General features: G+C 41.3%; 17 protein-coding genes. 1 reads left to right on the top strand and 16 read right to left on the bottom strand.

Annotated elements, in window-relative coordinates; genetic code table 11:
- Positions 1-117 precede the first annotated feature (117 nt).
- From AAEY98_RS05505 to AAEY98_RS05480, 6 genes are all read right to left on the bottom strand, one after another.
- Entirely contained in the window at positions 118-1,149 is a 1,032-nt protein-coding gene (locus AAEY98_RS05505; RefSeq protein ID WP_351015469.1) for a LacI family DNA-binding transcriptional regulator, read from the bottom strand.
- 152 nt (positions 1,150-1,301) lie between these two features.
- Complete coding sequence (locus tag AAEY98_RS05500) at positions 1,302-1,892, bottom strand: C40 family peptidase (RefSeq protein WP_101088656.1); 591 nt, start codon at positions 1,890-1,892, stop codon at positions 1,302-1,304.
- Between the two features lie 60 nt (positions 1,893-1,952).
- A complete protein-coding gene (locus AAEY98_RS05495; RefSeq protein ID WP_162024200.1) occupies positions 1,953-2,537 on the bottom strand; it encodes a TetR/AcrR family transcriptional regulator in 585 nt (194 codons plus the stop codon).
- A 384-nt stretch (positions 2,538-2,921) separates the two neighbouring features.
- On the bottom strand, positions 2,922-3,182 hold the full coding sequence (locus AAEY98_RS05490) for a hypothetical protein (RefSeq protein WP_102036312.1): 261 nt from the start codon (positions 3,180-3,182) through the stop codon (positions 2,922-2,924).
- Between the two features lie 92 nt (positions 3,183-3,274).
- Positions 3,275-3,826: a BON domain-containing protein gene (locus AAEY98_RS05485; protein WP_351015465.1), complete on the bottom strand. Its 552-nt coding sequence runs from the start codon at positions 3,824-3,826 to the stop codon at positions 3,275-3,277.
- Between the two features lie 343 nt (positions 3,827-4,169).
- Entirely contained in the window at positions 4,170-4,646 is a 477-nt protein-coding gene (locus AAEY98_RS05480; protein WP_351015462.1) for a hypothetical protein, read from the bottom strand.
- A 270-nt stretch (positions 4,647-4,916) separates the two neighbouring features.
- On the opposite strand from AAEY98_RS05480, the gene AAEY98_RS05475 reads away from it, so the two are divergent.
- Positions 4,917-6,284 carry a sigma-54 interaction domain-containing protein gene (locus AAEY98_RS05475; protein ID WP_101088661.1) on the top strand — a complete coding sequence of 456 codons (1,368 nt, stop codon included), beginning with the start codon at positions 4,917-4,919 and terminating at the stop codon, positions 6,282-6,284.
- A 5-nt stretch (positions 6,285-6,289) separates the two neighbouring features.
- Here AAEY98_RS05475 and AAEY98_RS05470 read toward each other — a convergent pair whose 3' ends face one another.
- The 10 genes from AAEY98_RS05470 to prs form a co-directional block, all read right to left on the bottom strand.
- Positions 6,290-7,942, bottom strand: coding sequence for a diacylglycerol kinase family protein (locus tag AAEY98_RS05470; RefSeq protein WP_101088662.1), 1,653 nt, complete (start codon positions 7,940-7,942; stop codon positions 6,290-6,292).
- Positions 7,943-8,157: 215 nt separating this feature from the next.
- Complete coding sequence (locus AAEY98_RS05465; protein WP_192116240.1) at positions 8,158-8,352, bottom strand: hypothetical protein; 195 nt, start codon at positions 8,350-8,352, stop codon at positions 8,158-8,160.
- Positions 8,353-8,431: 79 nt separating this feature from the next.
- The gene (locus tag AAEY98_RS05460; protein ID WP_101088664.1) at positions 8,432-8,608 is read right to left on the bottom strand and encodes a DUF1328 family protein; all 177 of its coding nucleotides are present in this window, start codon (positions 8,606-8,608) and stop codon (positions 8,432-8,434) included.
- A gap of 327 nt (positions 8,609-8,935) precedes the next feature.
- A complete protein-coding gene (gene arsJ, locus AAEY98_RS05455) occupies positions 8,936-10,153 on the bottom strand; it encodes an organoarsenical effux MFS transporter ArsJ (RefSeq protein WP_192116241.1) in 1,218 nt (405 codons plus the stop codon).
- 5 nt (positions 10,154-10,158) lie between these two features.
- Positions 10,159-11,169: an ArsJ-associated glyceraldehyde-3-phosphate dehydrogenase gene (locus tag AAEY98_RS05450; protein ID WP_351015457.1), complete on the bottom strand. Its 1,011-nt coding sequence runs from the start codon at positions 11,167-11,169 to the stop codon at positions 10,159-10,161.
- 61 nt (positions 11,170-11,230) lie between these two features.
- On the bottom strand, positions 11,231-11,725 hold the full coding sequence (locus AAEY98_RS05445; RefSeq protein ID WP_351015454.1) for a phosphatase domain-containing putative toxin: 495 nt from the start codon (positions 11,723-11,725) through the stop codon (positions 11,231-11,233).
- Between the two features lie 76 nt (positions 11,726-11,801).
- Positions 11,802-12,821, bottom strand: a complete 1,020-nt coding sequence (arsB, locus tag AAEY98_RS05440; protein ID WP_351015451.1) for an ACR3 family arsenite efflux transporter — start codon at positions 12,819-12,821, stop codon at positions 11,802-11,804.
- Between the two features lie 64 nt (positions 12,822-12,885).
- The gene (locus tag AAEY98_RS05435; protein WP_351015448.1) at positions 12,886-13,722 is read right to left on the bottom strand and encodes a metalloregulator ArsR/SmtB family transcription factor; all 837 of its coding nucleotides are present in this window, start codon (positions 13,720-13,722) and stop codon (positions 12,886-12,888) included.
- A 157-nt stretch (positions 13,723-13,879) separates the two neighbouring features.
- Positions 13,880-15,481 carry a nicotinate phosphoribosyltransferase gene (locus tag AAEY98_RS05430; RefSeq protein WP_351015445.1) on the bottom strand — a complete coding sequence of 534 codons (1,602 nt, stop codon included), beginning with the start codon at positions 15,479-15,481 and terminating at the stop codon, positions 13,880-13,882.
- Between the two features lie 10 nt (positions 15,482-15,491).
- A complete protein-coding gene (gene prs / locus AAEY98_RS05425; RefSeq protein WP_351015442.1) occupies positions 15,492-16,346 on the bottom strand; it encodes a ribose-phosphate diphosphokinase in 855 nt (284 codons plus the stop codon).
- Positions 16,347-16,397 lie beyond the last annotated feature (51 nt).

The following is a 16,397-nucleotide window of genomic DNA, read 5'->3' as shown; positions in this document are numbered from 1 at the left end:
TAAGCTTAAACGTAAACAAGGCGCCTAATTAGGCGCCTTGTTGGTCTCGATATGATTGTCTAGATATATTTGTATCGAACTGTTTGTATCAAAAATTGTCCGGTCATCAATATTACATCAACAACTGCCACCACGAGAAAGTTCATAACCTAACACTTCAGCATGATGGGCATCAGCAATAAACATTTCTGCGGCTTTACGGCCTTTTTGTTCTGAATGCTGGAACACGGTTGTCAGCGGCGGGATAGCTCGTGAGCCTTCATCAATACCATCAAAACCCACCACTCGAATATCTTCAGGGATCCGCAAACCTTGTTGGATTGCCTCGCGCATTAAACTCAAGGCAATGAGGTCACTCATGCACAAAAATACATTCGGACGCGGTACACAATTAAGCGCTTCTTTGGCTGCTATAGCAGCAAAGTCGGCATTACTTTCAGGAATATTCCAAATGCGATCATCACCAAGCTTAACCCCAGTATCACCAATGGCATCCAAATAGCCTTGCAAACGCTGATGTGCTACTGAAGTGTCGATTTCCATAGAATGAATATCATATACGCGGCAGGTTAAGTGAGTGTCGAGCAAGCGTAATCCAAGAATTGCGACCTGATCTTGCTCAGATTGAATTGCCAATTTAGCCACTTCATAGGCACCGGCTTTATTATCGATACTCACCGAAGCACTACGATGAATATTAAAGTCGACCGTCACCACTTTTTTACGGATATTTTTTAATTGCTCGGCCAATAAACGGTTGCGAGGACGGCCATAACAAATAAAACCATCGACAAAATCATTTACGCCATTCACATTGTCAGAACTGCCAGAAAACAACAGTAAATTAATTTTATGTTGCTCAAAAACTGCCGCAACGCCTTTCATAAACTTACTGGCCACGGGATCAGACACCATGTATTCAATACTGTCCGACAACACTAATGCTACCGTATCAAATTTGCCACGCCTTAAAGATTGCGCTGCTTTATTCGGTCCAAAATATCCGAGCTCGTTACAGGCAGCTAGAATGTCTATTCGACGTTTTTCCGACAACTGATCTGGACGATTAAACGCATTAGATACCGTCGCATTCGACACACCTAATTCTTTAGCAATACTTTTTAAGGTCCAATGCTTGGAGTCTGGCATAGTGGGTCCGTTTATGTCGTGGCGTTAGCCTAAAATAGCTATAAATAACATGAATATACTGACGCTAGGCGGTAGAAAATCAAATCTGCATTTCAGATACAGGCCTAGCGTTTAAGCGAAAAACGGCACCAGCTAGTTAAACTGCTGCCAAATTATAAATCGTCTTGCTGTTGAACATGATCAACAAGACTAGCGATCGACATATTTTGCTCAACAGTTGGGTTTTTTAAGCGTTTTGCAAACCAAAAACGAGGTTTCCAATAGATATTATTCAAACTCGAAATTTTTACCCCTTTTTTAGTCGAGGCATGTAAAAAACGGTCATTGCCCATGTAAATACCGACATGACGAACGGTTCGGGTGGTTTTGAAAAAAACGAGATCGCCAGTTTTTAACTGATTACGCGGGATTTCTTTACCTAAAATACGTTGCGAGTTCACGGTACGAGGTAACTTGTCGCCAACAATATTCAAGTAGGCCAAATACACAAACCCTGAACAATCTACGCCATTTCTACTCAGGCCACCTAAACGATATGGAGTGCCTTTCCATTGATTATGAAAACTCAGTAGGTTTGACTCACTCCACTTAGGTGGTTCTGGCTTAAGCATGGGAGGAACCACCACGGGCTTAGACGCGATAACCACAGCAGGCGAAGACGCACATGCAGATAACAACAGCACTAAACAACTAAACAATAATCTTTTAGCCAATTCAACCCACTCCAAACCCCGAAAAATCATCCGAAATATAAATATTTTTGCCGCAATACACAATAAAAATAACCGCCGCACCGCTTAGCGTTAACGAGTCATCATTTGTATGCACTGCACTAAAGCCCGTTTAGCTGCCATTTTATCGATTTTAATTTGGCAGCGTAGCATAGTTCCTTGCCAATTTGACCAAAAAACACTCGCTAACGTTGATGCCGGTAAGTCCGCACGAATATGCCCTTGTTGCTGCCCTTGTTGAATAAGTGCACTCAATAGGCCGATCCATTGATCATAAAGCTGATTCAAGGTTTGATGCAGTTGCGGCGACTGACTACTGACCTCTACCATCAAGTTACCCATCAAGCAGCCGCGTGGTTCACTGCCACTAAACAGCTCGTCAATGAGTTGATGATATCCATTTAGCACAGTAGATAAATTGGTTTTAAAGTTTACGCTTGAATCGATAGCGATAGGTTGAATGCGCTGCTGGAAATAATGTTCAGCCACAGCTGCAGCAAACGCTTCTTTACTGGCAAAGTAATGATAAAAAGAACCTTTAGGAATACCCACTTCGTCGAGAATTAATTTAATACCTACTGCGCTATAACCGTGTAACGCAAAAAGCTTTTCACCTACGACGCATATTGACTGTCTACTCGCTGCACTTTTATTCATTTAACCTCCATTTTTTAGTGATAGGATAAACAAGAATAGACCAGTCGGCTAATTTTAGTTACTGATAAGCTAAAACATGCGCTTTTATCTTTAGATGATTCAACAAAATTGTCCCATCAAAGCTCTATTTCTGGATCAATCCATCATCTATATACGCAACCAAAATATGTTTCCGACAAAACTTAAGCTCAGTAGTGGACTTTGAAAAACCATGTTCTATCAGCACCACGGCATTAAATGCAGCGGTAACCACGCAGGCTTTTCAACATAACATAATTACTATCGGCCAGATTTCTTATAAGCAAAAAATCTACCCAAGATGGAACAGAAAAAACAGCCAATATATGGGTAAATACTGCTTGTACCACCCTGAATAAAACGGGGTTAACCACTATGGGTATTATTGGCTATCGACTCTTTCAATAACTGCATATTTTCATCACGCCGATCAGAATAACTATTGTCCATATGCTCATCGACTAGCTGTTCACAACGCTTTTGGGCTTCATATTGCTTGAGGGGATCCACTTCTTTATCAGTTTGCGCTTGGCACAATACATTGCCACAGCCAGATAGTAACAACACACTTGCCAACGCTAGCCACGACATGACATTTAACAGCGGTTTTATCACATGGTTTGTCATAGAAAAGAGCATCCTTAAGTCACCACTTCACATACTTATTTTAGGCATAAAAAAACCAGCACGAAGGCTGGTTTTAAGTATAACCGAATAAATTATCCTGTTACACGTAACTCATCGACTACATCTTTAACGTCATCGGTATTTTTAGCGATGGTTAAGGCTAAATCACGTTCTGCATCGCTCGACACAGTACCTTTTAAGGTCACAACACCATGTGCGACATCAACGTTAATATCGGTGCCCGACACGTCAGCAGAGAATAATAATCGGGTTTTCACTACAGCAGCAACTTTCGAATCTGTGAGTGAGTCACTTAAATCTTTGCTGTCTTTATCACTGTGCTGCTTCATCACCGAAAGCTCATTGTTAACGTCTTTTACGCCATCTAAGCTTTTAATTAACTCTCCAGCAAGTGACTTATCAACACTGCTGTTAACTTTACCTGTTAGGGTCACGTTGCCATCATGCACGTCGGTATTAATATCAAATGAGTTCAGATTTGCATTTAACAAAAGTGTGGTTTCAGCTTTACCATCGATCCACGCATCTTTTGCATCATCTTGCCAATCTTGTGCTGCATTTGCACCGAATGCCATTGAACCTAACATAATGCTCATTACTACAGATAATGTGGTCTTGTTCATAAAGTTTTCCTCCGTTGTTAATCTCAAGGAATACAATGCGTGAACCATGCCAATTATTATAAGTATCTGTTAATAATGAATTAACAAGTATTCATGGTTATTTTCATCTTACTGATAGATGATAATATCGGACTTTTTTACCGACGCTAGGTAAATTTTTCATCGTTGCGATGAGAATTAATGACTCTTAATTGCATTCGCGGAATAGCCTGCTCTAGCATTAAATGACCCCTCTAGAGAATGAACAGATGACTAATGCCGTACTATTATGCTGTCAGTCAGGTAAACACACGCTAGTCACAAATTAACATCTATTAAAACACGCTGTTTGTGTCGCCGATGGCTAAGTATGAGCAAAAGAGAGGTTTTTCATGGTGTCACAGCTCATTTGTAGCCAAGCAATACCTTCGGCAAGTTGGCTAGCAACACGCTGGTTTTTAGTTTTTCTAGCCGTTTGTTTTAAATGAACCAAGACCTGTTGTTCGGTTTCAACCAATACCGCAATCACTTGGGGTAACGGCTTATGCTGTATAACCTGCTCAGCCTTAGCATAGTGTCGATGTGAGGATTGTTGATGATAAGTTTGACTGTCTATTGGCCTTGCTTGGCTTGTTCGCACCACGCTAAACAAAGGAGTTAAACGATCCAGCATGCATTTTCGAATGTCGGCCATGTGGATAAAAATCCGTTTGATGTTGTAATCGTCCGCCCCTAATGTAGCTTGGGAATAAAATTGTTGCCCTTCCTGGCATAAATCAATTGCCTCATGTAATAGCCATACATCGGACTCAACCTGTTCTTCTCGAGTAAATGATTTCAATGTAAATCCTCCTGCATTCGATAATTTTACTGGCACTTTGTTGGATGGGTTGTGTAACATATACGGGTACAGCACACTTTATTAAGCAAAAACTAAACCATGTACACCCCATGTACATGGGCAAAAATTAATTAACCTTCTAATAGTTAAAGTTATTATAATTTGTCCGGGTCTGAGTTAATTACCTAATTACACGGAATGATCACTTGTGATTGTCAACACGACATCACTGGTAAACATTAGACTTAACACCACAGGGAGTGAATCGGTATGCCACGTCCAACACTTTTTTATCATTTACACCGTCGTCAAGAAGGTGAAGCACGGCTCCTGGCCTTACCGAGTTGTCAGCACTTTAATAAGATTGCTAGTTCAGTTGACCAGCCCTGGTTAGACCAACTGCACAGTAACTCGATAGATGTTGCGATCATTGAATTATCACAGTTAAGCCAACTAGAATACGCAGAGTTAACTGACAGTGCGTTAATGTCTGATATTGAATTCATCTTCTTAAGCGAAGGTAAACCGAATCCTAACTTAGATTACTTAATGTCAAAAAGCGCTGGTTATCATTTTCGTCAGCCTTACGATGCCGACGCAATCAACGACACCTTAGAAGACTTTGCCCAAGACTTGCAGTCACAATCGACAAAACAACAACAGCCATTTTCTAGTGAACTAGACCAATACGGTTTGTTGGTTGGTTCATCGCGGGCAATGCACAAGTTGTATCGTACTATTCGTAAAGTTGCCGTAACCGAAAGCAACGTACTTATTGTCGGTGAAAGCGGTGCGGGTAAAGAGCTTGTAGCCAACACCATCCACCTGGCCAGTCACCGAATCAACCAACCATTTATCGCCATTAACTGTGGTGCATTAAGCCCTGAACTGGTCGACAGTGAGCTGTTTGGCCATGTAAAAGGCGCTTTTACCGGTGCTCATCGTGATCACCGTGGTGTATTCGAGCAAGCAGAAGGCGGTACCTTATTTCTTGATGAAGTCACCGAAATGCCGCTAGAACATCAAGTAAAATTGTTACGCGTACTCGAAAACAATGAATATCGCTCTGTCGGCTCACAACAGCTTAAAAAAGCCAATGTTCGCATTGTTGCTGCCACCAATCGCGATCCAGCTGACGCTATTGATGCTGGGCGTTTTCGCGAAGATTTATATTTTCGTTTAGCGCATTTCCCTATCCTAGTGCCACCATTACGCGATCGTAGCAATGACATCAGTGGCCTAGCACAACATTTTTTAGCCTACCGAAATACTGCTGAAAAACTGACTAAAACCTTTTCAGATGATGCGATTAAACTTATCCAACAACAAAAATGGCCTGGAAATGTTCGCGAACTAAAACACGCAATAGAACGTGCATATATTTTGGCAGAAGATACTATTTTACCGAGTCATATCACGGTGACACCTCTGGAACCATCAACTGAGCCTTTAGCTGACGACGTACAAATACCTGCTGGTATGCGCTTAGATGAACTTGAAAAAGTAGCTATTTATCAAGCGCTCGACAACTCATTGGGCAATAAAAATGATACTGCCAAACAGCTCGGTATTAGCGTCAAAACCCTTTACAACAAACTCAGTAAATACGAAGACCAAACCGGTTCAGACGAACCATAGCGTCATTAAACGTGTTTGCTCGCTTCTGGCACAAGCACATTTAATGACCTGGGTTTGACTTTAATACACAAATCTTCTGATTCAAATAACTCACCATCGATCACATATTGGCAAGACGAATCTGTGTTTAAGTAGATTTTTTTTGCTTGCTCATGATGAATTTGACTCTGTTGATTATCTTCACGTTCTCCAGTTAAGCCTGCAAATAGCAACTCGGTCATACTCAATAACTGTTGTGGCGATGTCTCACTCGATTCAATCCAGGTAATATCTAACAAGCCATCGGTAATATTGGGTTCGCCATTACCTAGCGCTAACAAGCTGGTAAATGGCGCAGCATTGGCTATCACTAGGCTAGTGGTGTTAATCACTTTAATATCGCCACCATCGATCTGCACTCTTATCGACAATGGCTGGTTTTCGCCTACCGCCTCCCACAAACCATTAAGGTAGGCTAATTGTCCTAGGGCATCTTTTTGGTCACGGTCAGCCTTCGCTATCATTTTTTGTTCAAAGCCTAGCCCCACCAGCAACAACATCAACTCATCATTACATGTAGCAGTATCAACACGTTGTGAATAACCTTGAATCAAAATATCAAGCGCTTGCGATACCGGCACCAATTTACTGGCGGCGCCAAACAAAGTATGACTTAGTGCATTGGTGGTTCCCATCGGAATAATACCTAAGAAAATATCGGTATCAACAATCACTGATGCCACCTCGTTAACCGTACCGTCGCCACCACAGGCAACTATAATATCTGCGCCCTTTTGTTTAGCTTGTTTGGCTAATTGCACTGCAGACTTATCTTTGGCGGTATACAGCACTTCAAGCTGAAAGTAATCCGTCAAGGTTTGGGTAATATGGTCTGCTTCATCATGCCATTTACCACCACCAGACACTGGGTTAACAATCAACCAAGCACGTTTGTGAATATTAATTTGTTGCTGACTATGCATTTTTTCTATAGCGGCCAACTGCCATTTATTTAACCGTGCCGTTTGGCGGATACTATTGATGGATTTAAGCACATCATTAACATTACGATTTCTCTCACGGCAGACTAAATAAGCCGCTAATACCAACACCGAACGCCCCCGGCCTAGCGCGCAATGCACTACTACATTTTTACCATTACTGACTTGAGTGTGTAACCAATTAATGGCTTGATTTAACTGCGCGACAGTCGGTACGCTGTGATCTAATATGGGAATATTTAAATAGCCAATATTTTCATCAAACAAGGTCCACTCTAATGCGTCAAATTCGGCAGTAACATCCAAAATTGCATCAATTTTTTCATGCTTAAGTCGGTCAATATCACTGGGAAACAATCGGCAGGCTAAATACAACTGCTTATCTATTTTTTGGATTACGGGCACTTTGTCATGCTTTCTTGCCCAGGCGTTATACAGCTGGCACCCCATTAAAAAGGGAACAAAACTCCAACTGATATACCAAGGAATGCTGCCATCTTGGCTTTTTCGGAAAATGCCTGCGCTATTAAACCAATAAGCTGAACTCACCAGCCCCAAAGATAATGCAACCCAAGCAAAAATAACCTTAAGTAACACATAAGGAAGCGCCACACATAAGCACAAAGCCAATAATGCGCCAACAGTATAATAATATTTAATATGAATACGGGTTAGCATTGTGGTCCTCCTGTTGTAAAAAAAGCAGCACATGTGTGCTGCTTAGGCTAATACTTATCTTAATAACTATCTGGTTATTTCGTCGCTGTCAGTCAAACATTCCACCTCGACTTACATTGGTTTAAATGGAATGACTCTACCTAGAACAATGCATTTTGAGTTGTAACACTTAACGACTTAAACAAATAAAATAGTTAATGTGATTGGTACAATGCTTAACAGTCTGGATCTTCAGCTTTCATACCTTCTTTAACATCTTCACATGTATCTTCAACTGCATTACCGGCATCTTGCATCATTTCATCCACTTTCTCACCTGCGTTTTCAGCTTTGTTATCTGAACATGCTGATAAACCGGCCGTTAAAAACACCATTAAACTTGCCATTGTCAGTAGTTTTAATAAATTCATATTCATCTCCTGGATGATGGTTGTAATCGTATAAACTTGTTTAAGCAGCCTCAACTTGGATTAAGGTAAGGGGTTAATACTATCCTCGGGGAGCTTTGCCTCTAATCGCATTGGCTACTAACGAAATCACTAGCAACACAATAAAAATAAAGAAAATAATTTTCGCGATGCCTGCTGCTGCACCTGCAATACCGGTAAACCCCAATAGACCCGCTATAACGGCTATCACTAAAAACATTAATGTCCAGCCCAACATAAAAACCTCCTTGGTGTACGGTTTACATTGTGATGTGCGTTGAATTTACGCTGACGATTGATACAAATATCTTATCTCTATCGTAAAAATTAACGATTCACACCACGACTATGAATTAGTTAAAGCCAGCATCATGCCAACTTTTAAAAAAAGCCATAAGACCATGATTTTTATGGTTTTAAAATTTAAAGCAAGAAAGTCAATAATGAGAAAGCCATAGATGAGCAGGCAATTTTTACCGATGATACGGTAAGAGTTTCAGGCTATCACGGTTAGATAACGAAATATCGATGTGTAAACAAAAATGCATCTAGCGGCTGTAATGGCTTACCTTTTATGAGGCAACTTAAGTGAAATTAAGGCAGCAAGAGCTATAAAACCACTCGATATCCATAAACAAGCTTCTAAGCCATAGGCTTGATAGACCCAACCTGACAGTATCGTTCCAATCAACCTTCCCATGGCATTGGCCATATAGTAAAAGCCCACATCCAGTGACACGCCATCACTGCCAGCATAGCTAACAATTAAGTAGCTATGCAGTGATGAGTTAATCGCAAACACCGCGCCAAACATTAATAAACCGATGACGACACTTTCTAGCACATAAAAATCGGCATGTAGTGCGACTGCAATTGCGGCAGGAATGAGTAGTAAATAAGTTGCCCATGTAAAAGCAGCTCGGCCGCTCGGCACTTTTCCCTGTCGTTTACCGGTGAAATAAGGTGCAATGGATTGCACCACACCATAACCAATCACCCAGCTAGCCATAAAGCTACCAACCCACCAATGATCCCAGCCAAAAGTTGTGGCTAAAAATACCGGTAATGCCACCACAAACCATACATCTCTGGCGCCAAACAAAAACATCCGCGCCGCCGAAAGGATGTTAATCGACTGACTTTTAGAAAAAATATCTTTGAATTTGGGTTTGTTTTTCGCTTTGCCTAAATCATCTTTTAAGGTCACTAAACTACATAACCATACAATGCCTAATAACGTGGCCATTAAAATAATGGCGCCTGTAAACCCTAGGCCTGTGAGTAACACACCACCTAAAAAGAATCCCACTCCTTTTAAGGCATTTTTAGAGCCCGTTAACAACGCAACCCATTGGTAAAGCTTACCTTCTGCATCTGCTGGCACTAAGGTTTTAATGGCACTTTTGGCGCTCATTTTATTCAAATCTTTGGCGATGCCCGACAGCGCCTGAGCAGCCATAACGTACATGACGGTTAGCATGTCAGCAGGTACAGTTAGCATAGCTAGTGCCACTATTTGCAGGCCTAAGCCAATATTCATAGTGTTATTTAGGCCAAGCCGTGCGCCTAACCAACCACCAACAAGATTAGTCACAACACCAAAAATCTCATAAAACAAAAACAACATCGCAATATTTAACGGGCTGTAACCCAATTGGTGAAAATACAACACCACCAGCATACGCAAAGCGCCATCGGTTAAGGTAAATGCCCAGTAATTACCGGTAATCAATAAGTACTGTTTTATCGATGGTGATAAGGTACGCAATGTATCCAGCCCCATGAAGCTTATTCCTTATCTGCTAAGCCGACTTTACGTGCGAGCTCAGCGGTACGATTAGCGTATCCCCACTCGTTGTCGTACCACACATACAGTTTCACTTGGGTGTCGTTCACCACCATGGTCGACAACGCATCAATAATGCTTGAGCGCGGATCGGTTTTATAATCTACCGACACTAATGGGCGCTCTTCATAGCCCATAATGCCCTTAAGCTCGCTATCAGCGGCTTGCTTCAATAGCTGATTTACTTCTTCAACTGTGGTTCCACGAGCCACTTCAAATACACAATCGGTCAGTGACGCATTGGCTAATGGCACACGTATCGCATGACCATTTAATTTGCCTTTTAGCTCTGGGAAAATATGGGTGATAGCAGTAGCTGAACCAGTGGTAGTGGGAATTAAACTAATGCCACATGCGCGGGCGCGACGTAAGTCTTGATGTGGTGCATCTAAAATGGTTTGGGTATTAGTGATGTCATGAATTGTGGTCATCGAGCCATGCTTAATGCCGATGTTCTCATGGATCACTTTTACCACTGGCGCTAAACAGTTGGTAGTACACGATGCTGCGGTCACGATGGGATGGATGGCTTTGTCGTATAAATCATCGTTAACACCCATCACAATATTAAGCACGCCGTCTTCTTTTACTGGCGCAGTCACCACAACCCGTTTTACACCTTGATCTAAGTAAACTTGTAGCAAGGCTTTGGTTTTTATCTTGCCAGAGGCCTCAATCACCACATCACATTTTGACCAGTCAGTGTCTTGGGTAGCGACATTACGGCTGCAAGGAATGGCTTTACCGTTAATCACAATGGCATCACCATTATGGGTCGCCTCATGATGCCAACGACCATGGACTGAATCAAAGGTCATTAAGTGCGCCAGCGTGGCTGCATCACCAGCAGGATCGTTAATATGCACAATTTCAACATCGTCCCAATCATATGCCGCGCGCATTGATAAACGTCCCATACGGCCAAAACCGTTAATACCTATTTTTATCGTCATAATGGTGTCCTAAGCTTGCTCTCATTGTTAAGTTATCGTTTCAAAGGTTAATCACTACATGCTAACCATTAAATGCATCAAAATATTCACGCTGAACTGGATGAGCTAGCGCCTTGGGCCGCAAGGCTTGTACTGCATTAATGACTTTATCTTTAGGCCAGCCTAAGCTGACTAATATCAGACCAATCACCAATCCAGTGCGGCCCGAACCGCCTTTGCAATGCACTGCAATAATGCCTTGGTTATTTAACAATTCAATAATCTGGGTTTTATGGGCTAACCACTGGGTTTCAAACTCTTGCCCTGGCGCGGCATCGTCAGCAATAGGCAATTGCACCCATGTAATGGCTTGTTTGGTACATTCTGCAGGTAAATATTCTGCTTCATTGCGTACGATTTCATCATCGAACATCAAGGTGACTAGCATTTTTGTACCTGCCGCCTTCAATGTAGCAACTGACGCAGATACAGCTTCATCTTTGGTACCAGGGCACGGAGTAAAAATCAGTTTGGCGCCATTATCTAACGTTAAAACATCATAAGGATGAGGTTGCATGGTTAACTCCAAAAAGTAACTTAAAAAACGCTTTCAACAAATTGGCTCATAAAACTGAACTCACAAAGCGACTAAATCAGTGATTAAACCAATGTTGAGTTCGATTAATAATGGCTACTAGCGATAACATCACCGGCACTTCAACTAATACCCCAACCACTGTAGCCAACGCGGCTCCTGAGTGTAGCCCAAATAGCGATATCGCCACGGCCACCGCCAGTTCAAAAAAGTTAGAGGTGCCAATTAAACAAGCTGGAGCGGCAATGTTATGGGATAATTTAAGCCATTTAGCTGCTATATACGCAATAATAAAAATACCGTAAGTTTGAATAATCAAAGGCACAGCTATCAAGCCAATGGTTTGCGGATCTGACACAATGACTTCAGCTTGAAAACCAAATAACAACACCACAGTAGCCAGTAAGCCGATAATCGACCATGGTTTTAAGGTGGCCAAAAATGAGTTAACTGCGGCTAATCCATGGCGGCGATTAAGCAAGTAACGTGTTGTCACTCCGGCCAATAGCGGTAACAACACATACAGTAATACCGAAATAAGCAAGGTTTCCCATGGCACCTGAATATCGCTCACGCCCAGTAATAATGCGGTAATTGGCGCAAAGGCAAAAATCATAATCACATCATTAACCGACACTTGCACCAAGGTGTAATTAGCATCTCCTTTGGTTAGTTGTGACCACACAAAAACCATCGCAGTACATGGCGCAACACCTAATAAAATCATCCCTGCTATATACTCTTGTGCAGATGCAGGGTCGACCAAATCGGCAAACAACACCTTAAAAAACAGCCATCCTAATGCCGCCATGGTAAAGGGTTTAATTAACCAATTAATAACCACGGTCAGCAATAATCCCCTAGGGTTTTTACCCACATCTTTCATTGCCGAAAAGTCAATTTGCACCATCATGGGGTAAATCATCACCCAGATAAATACCGCAACAACCAAGTTAACGTGGGCGATTTCAAGGTTTGCTATAGCTTGAAAGATATCTGGCTGCCATAAACCTAACAACACTCCGGCCAACATACTTAAACCAACCCATACCGATAAAAACCGTTCAAACATGCCCATAGCAAGACTCCAAACAATGAGGGTACAACACAAAAATATTAATAATATTTTTTACAACACAGCATTAACGACAAAAACTCACCTTGTTCGGTCTATTTTGCATAATGTCTAACCGCTCTAATGGCGACATAATCAACCCAAGATTGTTTTCAGTGGTTTCTGCTATTACTGATTTGGCCCATAGAGGTAAGTTAGGATTGATGCGATAAAACACCCACTGACCGTGTTTTCTGTCGCTAATAATCGCAGCCTTTTTTAACAAGGCTAAATTGCGCGAGACTTTTGGTTGGCTTTCTTCATTTAGCGCTTCCATCAGCTCGCACACACACAATTCACCGTGGTAATGGGTCAGCATTAAGCTTTTTAGGCGAATGTCATCGGTTAGGCATTTATAAAATGTAATGGGATCGAAATCGATTAATCGTTCTGGGGCAGATTGATTGCGATCTTCGATTTTTGTCTCGATGATAATCTCATTCGAGGCCTCGGAAGTGACTTTATTTTCCACCAGCAAAAACATCGACAAACGATTGTTAAGCTCGGTCATGGTGCTTGAAAATGGATGATTACCTGTACGGGATTTAGGATCAGGGAAATCCCATGCCAATTGTTTACCTGCACCAGGGTAACTACGACATTCATTATTAGCTTTTTCGCAAAGGGTAATAACATAATCGAAGTCTTTGCCAGCAAAAGTATGCAAGTGCTTAGACACTAAATCACCCGCATCAATACCAAAGCGAGTAATAGCCTCAATAGTTCGAACATCGACTTGCTCTGGCGATGTCCCGGCACTGAACACATCAAATTGATCAGCCGCTTTATTGCGTAACAACGTCTCAGCCATTTGCGAACGCGCCGAATTGCCAGTACATAGAAACAACACAGTTTTCTTTTTCATAACGGATAAACAAGAAGTAAAAATATACGACCAAGTGTATATATGAAAGTTTATATATACAAGCTCGGGTTAAAAAAAACCTACTTACTGATCTGTAAATAGGTTTCTATTTTTGTCTGTGTGCCTGTTAATCATAGGCTACGACGCGATAGTTAATTTAGCATGAAATCTGGCTATTAATCATTTCTCGTATTTGCGCTAGAGTCGTTTCTTTAACTAGTTGTCCATTTTCAAAAACCACGTCAAGTAAACCTTGAGATTCTTCGAGCTCAGTAACATCATCAAACAATACAAACTCACCATTAACTCGCTCGATTTTGAGTAATCCTTTAGCAGATTTTTTCTTAGTATCTGTTTTAGGATCTTTAAATATCGCCACTCGCTCACCGTTTTTAACCACACTAGTAGCTTTAACTGCTGAACCATGGGTATCACGGGTGACATACTGGTAGCTATAAGAACCAATTCCTAAAACCACTTTAGACGCAAAGCCTTTATCCATTAAACGCTGTAATATCTGACGTTGGCGCGGTAGAGTAATTGCATCGCCATAAATGGCACCGATATGCTCATCAAGTAACTTAAAACCTTTGTCTGTAGTAGTGCCACCAAAAATATCCCAAAGACACTCAATAAGCCCTTTGACTTCAAAGTCCATTAAACTAATGGTTTGCTCTTCTTCAAAACCAAAATACTCCCCATTCCAACGATAAGCTTCATAACCGTTGGTATTAGCATCTTTTTCAGCCTCATTCTGACTGTTAAACAATTCTGCATAATCAGATACTGGAGAGACTTTATATCCGGTCAGAATTTTTACTGGATCACCAGAGTCAGGACGAATAACTAAGGTACCTTCACGAGCCATAATCTCTTGTTTTAATTGCGGTAGATACTCAGTGACTAACGTCCAAAAGTCCCAAGTGTCTGACACGACACTCAATATACCTTTAGGAGATTGTTCTCTCATTAAATATCTAAAAAACGCTATCTCACCTTCCATGATCCAAGAGCATGTCACCGAATGCTCCGTGGCATCAACTGAACACCCCACTAGCTCAGCATCCACATTGGCACCATAATACTTTTCTGCAAATAGTACGGCGGGAATCGTATCGGTTCCAACGAGACCTGACGCCAAATGGCCAAAACCACTCATTGCCGCAGCTTGTTTACCAAACATGCCTCTAAAGCTGAAGTCATGCCCCTGAAAAGGCACAAAATCCATTGGTAACCCGGTTTTTTCTGCAAACTCTTTGAATACTTTCAAATAGGCAACTGACGTTGTTGCACTTGTTTGAATGGGCCAGTTTTCACAGCTCAACACAGTTTCAATCATGTTAGTTAACCACTGAAAACCCTCTTTAGTATTGACAACTGTGATCGGTGGAACCAAGTAAGGAACTAGCGAACCTTCTGGTAACGCTTTAATTTTTAGTGGTAAATAACCTAAATCGTGTAAGTTTTCTAAGTATTTAACATTAACAGGATAACCTAACATTGCACTCAAAATGCGCTTATGGTTAGCAACGGCAGAGGCTTTATCCACGTTAAAAAATTCAGCCCATTCGTCCTGTAAATAACTTTTAATAAAGTACTGTAAACCCACAAACGCGACTTTATCGTTATTCTCAACATTACTTAGCTTGCCACTTCTTGAGGTAAAATTAGCATAAACCTCTGTGACGTCTGGATGATAAGCACGGCTATGAAATTCTTTATAAACATCTTTTTGCATACTTGCAGCTGTAATAGTCATGAGGGTTTCCTTACATCTCGATGATGTGTAAATTAATGTTTTTACTTTGTGTAAACTCTGCTGCGGGTTTAAACGAATCTGTAGTGTAAATCGTATCGATTAACCCTTCAAAAACAGCTAGGCCTTTTGAGAAAATACCGTGGGTAATAAACAATGATATTTCGATGGCACCTTTAGCTCTAAGGACTTTTGCCAATTCAATGAATGTACGACCGCCATCACAAATGTCATCTGCAATCAGCACTTTTTTGCCTTGAACGTCGCCTATAATTTCGGTACTGATGATGTCACCACTTTTAAGATCTCGAATTTTCTGAGCTTGAATAACCTCAGGTTCGCCCTTAAATGCTTCGGCAATCTTAATCGTTTTTTTACTGGCTCCGGCATCAGGAGAGATAAGTGTTAACTCTCCCGTTGCTAAGCGTTGGCATAGCTCTTCGCAACGCATAAGCAATGACAATTGGGGGATATTGACTACTCGGTGTAACAGCGCTGGAGACACATCACTATGGGCATCCCATATTGTGATTTTAGAAAAATTAAGTTGATTGATAAAATTTGCCATAACAGAAGCACCTAATGCTTCTCCTTCGACACATACTCTATCTTGGCGAGCGTAAGGGAAATAAGGGATGACTAATTCAATTGGGATACTGTCATTTGACAGTCTTCTTAATGCATCGACTGCGACCATTAATTTTACAATTTGAGATGAACTGGTTAAACGAGCAAAAATTTCGATTTTTACTGACGTTAACATATCTTCTATATTAAAGCGGATGTGCTCTTCGCCGCCAGAAAAAGTAAAAGTGTCGTAGTTAAATACCGTTTTATTTCCTGATAAATCGTGACTAAATACATTCATGTTAACTCCTTTTAAGATAATGTCCGTAAGACACTATCGAATGTAGCAAAG

The sequence above is a fragment of the Shewanella sp. AC91-MNA-CIBAN-0169 genome (assembly GCF_040310165.1).
Taxonomy (GTDB): domain Bacteria; phylum Pseudomonadota; class Gammaproteobacteria; order Enterobacterales; family Shewanellaceae; genus Shewanella.
This window is presented reverse-complemented; position numbering and strand designations above follow the sequence as displayed.

Bases quoted from the DNA above. Each gene is read 5' to 3' on its own strand.
- AAEY98_RS05505 (WP_351015469.1), bottom strand. From the start codon at position 1,149: ATGCCAGACTCCAAGCATTGGACCTTAAAAAGTATTGCTAAAGAATTA.
- AAEY98_RS05500 (WP_101088656.1), bottom strand. From the start codon at position 1,892: ATGATTTTTCGGGGTTTGGAGTGGGTTGAATTGGCTAAAAGATTATTG.
- AAEY98_RS05495 (WP_162024200.1), bottom strand. From the start codon at position 2,537: ATGAATAAAAGTGCAGCGAGTAGACAGTCAATATGCGTCGTAGGTGAA.
- AAEY98_RS05490 (WP_102036312.1), bottom strand. From the start codon at position 3,182: ATGACAAACCATGTGATAAAACCGCTGTTAAATGTCATGTCGTGGCTA.
- AAEY98_RS05485 (WP_351015465.1), bottom strand. From the start codon at position 3,826: ATGAACAAGACCACATTATCTGTAGTAATGAGCATTATGTTAGGTTCA.
- AAEY98_RS05475 (WP_101088661.1), top strand. From the start codon at position 4,917: ATGCCACGTCCAACACTTTTTTATCATTTACACCGTCGTCAAGAAGGT.
- AAEY98_RS05470 (WP_101088662.1), bottom strand. From the start codon at position 7,942: ATGCTAACCCGTATTCATATTAAATATTATTATACTGTTGGCGCATTA.
- AAEY98_RS05465 (WP_192116240.1), bottom strand. From the start codon at position 8,352: ATGAATTTATTAAAACTACTGACAATGGCAAGTTTAATGGTGTTTTTA.
- AAEY98_RS05460 (WP_101088664.1), bottom strand. From the start codon at position 8,608: ATGTTGGGCTGGACATTAATGTTTTTAGTGATAGCCGTTATAGCGGGT.
- arsJ (WP_192116241.1), bottom strand. From the start codon at position 10,153: ATGGGGCTGGATACATTGCGTACCTTATCACCATCGATAAAACAGTAC.
- AAEY98_RS05450 (WP_351015457.1), bottom strand. From the start codon at position 11,169: ATGACGATAAAAATAGGTATTAACGGTTTTGGCCGTATGGGACGTTTA.
- AAEY98_RS05445 (WP_351015454.1), bottom strand. From the start codon at position 11,725: ATGCAACCTCATCCTTATGATGTTTTAACGTTAGATAATGGCGCCAAA.
- arsB (WP_351015451.1), bottom strand. From the start codon at position 12,821: ATGGGCATGTTTGAACGGTTTTTATCGGTATGGGTTGGTTTAAGTATG.
- AAEY98_RS05435 (WP_351015448.1), bottom strand. From the start codon at position 13,722: ATGAAAAAGAAAACTGTGTTGTTTCTATGTACTGGCAATTCGGCGCGT.
- AAEY98_RS05430 (WP_351015445.1), bottom strand. From the start codon at position 15,481: ATGACTATTACAGCTGCAAGTATGCAAAAAGATGTTTATAAAGAATTT.
- prs (WP_351015442.1), bottom strand. From the start codon at position 16,346: ATGAATGTATTTAGTCACGATTTATCAGGAAATAAAACGGTATTTAAC.